Origin of the sequence: Mesorhizobium sp. M0715 (assembly GCF_040320355.1) — a bacterium.
Lineage (GTDB): Bacteria > Pseudomonadota > Alphaproteobacteria > Rhizobiales > Rhizobiaceae > Mesorhizobium.
In genome coordinates this window covers 22,753-28,752 of sequence record NZ_JAMYPL010000042.1, presented here as the reverse complement: position 1 = coordinate 28,752, position 6,000 = coordinate 22,753, and the positions used below count along the sequence as shown (strand labels likewise).

The 6,000-nt window shown below is 65.7% G+C and carries 4 protein-coding genes; all 4 read right to left on the bottom strand.

Annotated elements, in window-relative coordinates; genetic code table 11:
* Positions 1 to 278 precede the first annotated feature (278 nt).
* Positions 279 to 1,919 carry an ABC transporter substrate-binding protein gene (locus NKI21_RS30865; protein WP_352868980.1) on the bottom strand — a complete coding sequence of 547 codons (1,641 nt, stop codon included), beginning with the start codon at positions 1,917 to 1,919 and terminating at the stop codon, positions 279 to 281.
* A 484-nt stretch (positions 1,920 to 2,403) separates the two neighbouring features.
* Positions 2,404 to 3,351, bottom strand: coding sequence for an alpha/beta hydrolase (locus NKI21_RS30860; protein WP_352868977.1), 948 nt, complete (start codon positions 3,349 to 3,351; stop codon positions 2,404 to 2,406).
* An 11-nt stretch (positions 3,352 to 3,362) separates the two neighbouring features.
* Positions 3,363 to 4,043, bottom strand: coding sequence for an isochorismatase family protein (locus tag NKI21_RS30855; RefSeq protein ID WP_352868974.1), 681 nt, complete (start codon positions 4,041 to 4,043; stop codon positions 3,363 to 3,365).
* A 367-nt stretch (positions 4,044 to 4,410) separates the two neighbouring features.
* Positions 4,411 to 5,715, bottom strand: a complete 1,305-nt coding sequence (locus tag NKI21_RS30850; protein WP_352868971.1) for a M24 family metallopeptidase — start codon at positions 5,713 to 5,715, stop codon at positions 4,411 to 4,413.
* Between the last annotated feature and the right edge of the window lie 285 nt (positions 5,716 to 6,000).

Genomic DNA, 6,000 nt, shown 5'->3' with positions numbered 1-6,000 from the left:
CCAAGCCAAGGTCCGGGCGGCCGCCCGGACCTTGGCTCAATCGCTCTAATCCCACGAAATCTCTCTCGTGTAGATACAAGGTGGCCCGGCGAAGCCGGGACGGAGAGGGGCCAGCGCGGCGTTGGGAGGTAGTTTCTCAAGGGTTGCTGTCGTGTCAGCCAGCTCTCATTCTTGATACGGTTTTGGTTTCGCGAAGGGCGTCCCCCGCTCCGTCCCGGCTTCGCCGGCCCACCTCTCCCCCACTCCCGTGGGGGCGAGGAACCCAAGGATGGAAAGCCTCAACTCTCAATCCAAACCTTCTCAAAATGCTGCTCGAGCGCCTGGTGCTGTTCGCAACCTTCGACGCCTTTGCGGTACGTCCGGTAGACCGAGCGCCAGTAGGGTTGGATGATGATGCCTGAGTCGCGCAAATTCTGCTCGATCTTGCCCATGATCTCCTTGCGGGCCTTGGCGTCGGGCGTCGCCAGCGCCTTGTCGAGCAGCGTGTCGAACTCCGGATTGGCGTAGGCGCTCTCGTTCCAGGCGGCGCCCGATTTATACGCCAACGCCAGCACCTGGACGCCGAGCGGGCGGCCGAGCCATTCGGTGCAGGAGAAGGGGTATTTGCTCCAGTCGTTCCAGAAGGTGGCGGCCGGCAGCACGGTGCGCTTGATCTTGAGGCCGGCCTCGCGCATCTGCGCGCCGATGGCATCGCCGGTGCTCTTTTGCCATTCGACATCGACGGAGATGAGCTCGAATTCGTGGTCGGCCTTACCGGCTTCGGCGAGCAGCTTCTTCGACTGGTCGACGTCGCGCCTGGCCGGGCCGATATCGGCATATTCGGGATGCATGGGGCCGACATGGTGGTTGTCGGCGGGCTTGCCGCGGCCGCCGAGGCCGAGCGTCAGCACGGCGGAATTGTCGACGGCGAGCTGGGCGGCGCGGCGCACCTTGACGTCGTCATAGGGCGCATTGGCGACATTGAAGCGGGCGACGATGGTCGAGCCGGTGGCGATCTCGGAATTCATCAGCCCCATCTGCTCGGTCTGCGAGACGGCATCGGAGGCGGTCTCGTGGTCGGTGTCGATCTCGCCGGATTCGAAGGCCGACAGCATGGCGTTGGGGTCGGAGCCGTAGTCGACCCATTTGATGCCGTCGAGGTGGAATTCGCCCTTCCACCATGGCTTATCCTTGCGCTTCACCTCGGCGCCGGTCTCGGCATCCCAGCTGACCAGCTCGCAGGGGCCGGTGGTGATGGCCAGCGCCTTCAGCGGGTCGCCGTCGCCCTCATAGGAGCGGTGCATGATCAGCGCGGGATAATCGGCCATGCCGGCGATCAGCGAAATGTCTGACTTGGGCAGGTTGAGCTTGATGGTGAAGTCGTCGACCTTTTCGATGCCGCCGTCGACGACCTTCTTGGTGTCGGCATTGACCAGCGCGCCCATGCGCGCTGCGACCGAATTGCCGGGCACCGAGGCGTCGCACCAGCGGGTGAGGTTGTGAATGACATCGTCGGCGTTGAAGGCATCGCCATTCGACCAGGAAATGCCCTTGCGCACATGCAGGGTGAGGGTCCTGGCGTCGTCGCTCGCCTCCCAACTTTCGAGCAGCCAGGGCTCGAAGGAGAAGTCGGTGTTCCAGCGCACCAGATATTCGTTGCAGTGGCGGGCGACATTCGACATCTCCACGCCGTCGAAGGTGCGCGGGTCCTTGAAGCCCTTGACGTTCATGGCGACGCGCAAGACGCCGCCCTTCTTCGGTTCCGCCGCGCGGGCAGGGGTGGTGCTCAGCCCGCCCAGCGCCAGCGCGCCGGCGGCGCTGACGCCGAGGCCGGCCATCAAAGCGAGATATTCGCGACGGTTGATGCCGCCGGTCCTGAAATCGTCGGCGACGGGCTTGGCTTGCGGGTGCAATTTGCGGTCGGTCAGCATGAATTTCATCGTCGTTCCCCTGTTGTTGATGCATGCCGCCCAAAAGTGCCCAGCGGTTTTGGGACAACGGCATGCACAGAAAAATCGCCCCGGCCGATCGACAGACGCGGGGGCGGACGCGACCGCCGGGACGCCATTGCCTGAGGGGAATGATAGAGCGGGGTGACGCCGGGAAGTGTTCGGGAATCCGCAGTGATTGTGCGGGGTTCCGCAGGGTGCCAAGCGGGGGCCTCCCCCTTCGAAAATTGGCGAAGGGTGACGTGACAGCCAATCTCCCCCCTTGCGGGGGAGATGTCCGGCAGGACAGAGGGGGGTGTGAAGGATCGCCGACCTTCGATCCCCAGATCATTTAAAATCGGCCTGAGAGCGCGGCTGGACTTAGCTGATTAGCTGAAAGGTCAGCGGGACAGCACCTCCCTCTGTCCTGCCGGACATCTCCCCCGCAAGGGGGGAGATTGGCGCCCCACCGCCGGCGCCTTCCTTCCTCAGCCACTCAATACGGCCAGTCACCCCTGCCCAGCGCGGCAACCGCCGCCACGATCCGCGCAAACGCTTCCGCCGCCGCCGGCACCGTGCTGCGCGCGCGCAGGAAGCTGTGCACCAGCCTCGGCTCCTCGTGCCACCACGCCTTGCCGCCGGCAGCCACAATACGGTCGCGGTAGGTCTCGCCATCCGACGACAGCGGGTCGCATTGCGCCGTGACGATGACCGTCGGCGGCAGGCTGGAGAAGTCGGTGTCGCGCAGCGGCGAGAAGGTCGGAGCATCCGGCGATTGGCGCCTGGTCGAGCGGACGTCGCGGTAGAAGACGACGTCGGCCACTGACAGCAGCGGCGCCTCGGCGTGCTCGACATAGGAGCCGGCGCTCTCGTCGCCGCCGAGTTCGGGATAGATCAGCACCTGGCCGACCGCAGCTCTGATATGGCGGCGCGTCGCCTGCGCCACCGCGGCGGCGAGATTGCCGCCAGCGCTTTCGCCGCACAGCACCAGCGGCAGATCGGTAATTGCCGCTGCCCATTCGAAGGCGGCCACCGCATCGTCGAAGGCGGCGGGGTGAAGATGCTCCGGGGCCAGCCGGTAGTCGACCGACAGCACGTCGGAGCCGGTGCCGGCGCAGAGCTCGGCGCAGATGTCGTCATGGCTTTCGAGCCCGCCGAGGATGAAGCCGCCGCCGTGGTAGTAGATCACCATCGCCTTCGCGGCACTGCCGGCGAGTTGGTAACGCCGGACCGGGATGTCGCGGCCGGCGGCGGCGATCACACCGTCGCTGGCCTTGACGCCTGCCGGGCGGCCCTGGTGGAAGGCCCGGCTCATCCTGTCATAGACGGCGCGCTGTTTGTCGATCGGCAGGCCGAGGATTTCGGGCGGATACCAGGCGTTGACCGCGTCGATGTAAGCCCACAGGGCCGGATCGAGTCGGGTTTCGTAGGGGCCCCTGGTCATGCTTTCGACAGTCATAGATCGGCGTAGAGCGCGGCCGCGTTGTCGAAGGAGAAGCGCAGCGGCACCGAGCCTTCGACCTGCCAGGCGGTGACGGTCTCGCCGGCCAGCAGCCGGCAGGCGCCGTCGGTATCGGTGACGGCGCCACCATAGAGCCGGTTGGCGAGGTTGAGGATGCCGGTCTGGTGCATGGCGGCACTGCCGCTGCCACAGGCATCCTTGACCAGCAGCACGCGAAAGCCCTTTGCCACCGCGTCTTTCACCGAGGCGTCGATACAGGCCTCGGTCCAGACGCCTGATACGACCAACCATTCGATGCCGGCGGATTTGATGTCGCGCGCCGCCGGCCCGGTGCGGAAGGCGCTGGCCTCGGCCTTGACCAGCAGCGCCTCGCCCATGGCCGGCGCCACCTCATGGCAGATCTCGGTCAGCGGATCGCTCTTGTCGGAAAAGGCCGACTTGCCGTCCTCACCGACCGGATGAAACGGCCGGTCCTGCTTGTCGAGATCGACGATGTAGGCCCAGTGGTAGAGCGGCACATGGTGCTGCCGCGCCGCCGCCTGCAGGCGCTGGACGTTGGCGAGGATGCCGGCAAAGCCGTCGACCAGGTAGCGCTTGTCCTGCCGGTGCTCTTCCTGCAGGTCGATGAAGATCGCGGCTGCGGTGCCGCGCTTGATGGCGATGGGGGTTTTCATGCGGCGCATGCCTGATGCATGGGTCCCGCTTGGCCAAGAGCCGGCGCCGGTCCGTTACCGTGCTGGCGCAAGCGGTGGTGATTGGCCGAAGCGCCCCCGACTTCGTCATCCACGGGCGGAGCGGGAGCGAAGCGGACGCGCAGACCCGAGGATCCATGCCGTGACGTTGATCGAATGGTGCAGCGGAGCAGAATTTGGACCGTGGCGACACGTTGGAGTCCCGGCATGGATCCCTTGGGCTGCGAAGCAGCTCCAGGGGTCTGCGCCGCGTCGCTGCGCTCCTTGCTCCGCCCTAGGATGACGAAGTTGTGGGGGCTCGCGACGGCAGCAAAGGCTCGCGATCCGGCGCCGGTGTGCGAAGCCACCCTCAAACCTGCTTCTCCAGAAACTCATCCTCATAGGGAAAGCGCGACAGGAGTTCGGTGCCGGTGTCGGTGATCAGGATCTCGTCCTCCAGCTTGACGCCCTCGCGGCCGCCTTTCTCGCCGATATAGCTTTCGACGCTCACCACCATGCCTGGCACGATATGGCCGTCGCGGCCATAGGTCTCGTAATCCATGGCGTGCGCAATGAACGGCGTTTCGCCATGCATGCCGACGCCGTGCATGACCGAGGTGTAGCGCTGGTCGACGAAACGGTCGGGGATTTTCCACGCCTTCTCGGCAATCTCGCGGAACGCCATGCCGGGCCTGACGACCCCGATGTTGTGCTGAACCTGGTCGTGCGCCATGCGGTAGAGCGACTTCTGGTAGGGGGTCGGCTTGCCCGGTCCGCAGCGGAAGGTGCGCGAGAAATCCGAATAATAGCCGTAGCAGCCGATGGTGTCGGTATCGAGCGCCAGCAGTTCGCCGGGGCGGATCTTGCGGCCGCTGGCCTCGTTGAACCAGGGGTTGGTGCGCTGGCCGGAGGTGAGCAGCCGGGTCTCGATGAACTCGCCGCCCTGGCGGATGACCTCGCCATACATGATGGCGAACAGGTCGTTTTCGGAAACGCCGGGCTTGATCGCCTCGCGCACCGCGTAGACGGCAGCCTCGGCGCCGGCCATCGACACCTGCAGGCATTTGACTTCCTCGGGCGTCTTCACGGCGCGCACCGCCAGGATCTCGCCCTGGCAGTCGCGGACCTCGCAGCCGCGCTTTTCCAGGGCGAGCGCCTGCAGATGGCTGCAGCGATCGAGGCCGAGCTTCATCGAGCCGCCGCCATGCTGCTTCAAGAGCTCAGTGATCTCGTCGGCGAAGGGGCCGGCGGTCTCGTCGTCGCGGCCCGACACCGACGACCAGACCAGCTTGGAAGGACGCGCCTCGTCGATCGTGTCGAGCACCATGGAGACATGGTAGCTCTGCGGGTACTCAAACAGCACGATCGGCCCGTCGGTCGGAATGAAGAAATAGCGGGTCGAGTTGCGCAGGAAATAGCCGAACATGTTGCGCGAGCCGGTGGCATAGCGCTGGTTGTAGGGGTCGAACAGAACCACGCCGCCATAGCCGGCGTCGCGCATCCAGCCGCGCAGTTTCGCCAGCCGGCCCTTGCGCAGCGCATCGGCATCGATGAAGGACGGCTCGGTGTCCGACAGCCACATACCGCCGGCCGGATCGGCGGCAGCGGGGTGGCGCATGCGGTCCTTGAAGTCCACGTCCTCGGTGCTGTCGGGGTCGAATACGACGATGCTCATGGGGGTACGGCCTTGGCTGGGTTGCGAGGTCGGAGCATGACGCAGGAGGGGCGGAGGGATTGTGCGGAAAACCGCGTTTGTTGTGCGGGATGCCGCGGGCAGATGCGGAACGCTGGCGGGACAGCACCCCCCTCTGGCCTGCCGGCCATCTCCCCCGCAAGGAGGGAGATTGGCAGCTTCGATCCCGCCGCTTTTCTTGCAACATTCGAGATTGGCGAAAGCGGAGGTGCAGTCAATCTCCCCCCTTGCGGGGGAGATGTCCGGCAGGACAGAGGGGGTGTGACG

What these genes read in the sequence shown, in the direction of transcription:
- NKI21_RS30855 (WP_352868974.1), bottom strand. Translation starts at nt 4,043, where the DNA reads ATGAAAACCCCCATCGCCATCAAGCGCGGCACCGCAGCCGCGATCTTC.
- NKI21_RS30850 (WP_352868971.1), bottom strand. Translation starts at nt 5,715, where the DNA reads ATGAGCATCGTCGTATTCGACCCCGACAGCACCGAGGACGTGGACTTC.
- NKI21_RS30865 (WP_352868980.1), bottom strand. Translation starts at nt 1,919, where the DNA reads ATGAAATTCATGCTGACCGACCGCAAATTGCACCCGCAAGCCAAGCCC.
- NKI21_RS30860 (WP_352868977.1), bottom strand. Translation starts at nt 3,351, where the DNA reads ATGACCAGGGGCCCCTACGAAACCCGACTCGATCCGGCCCTGTGGGCT.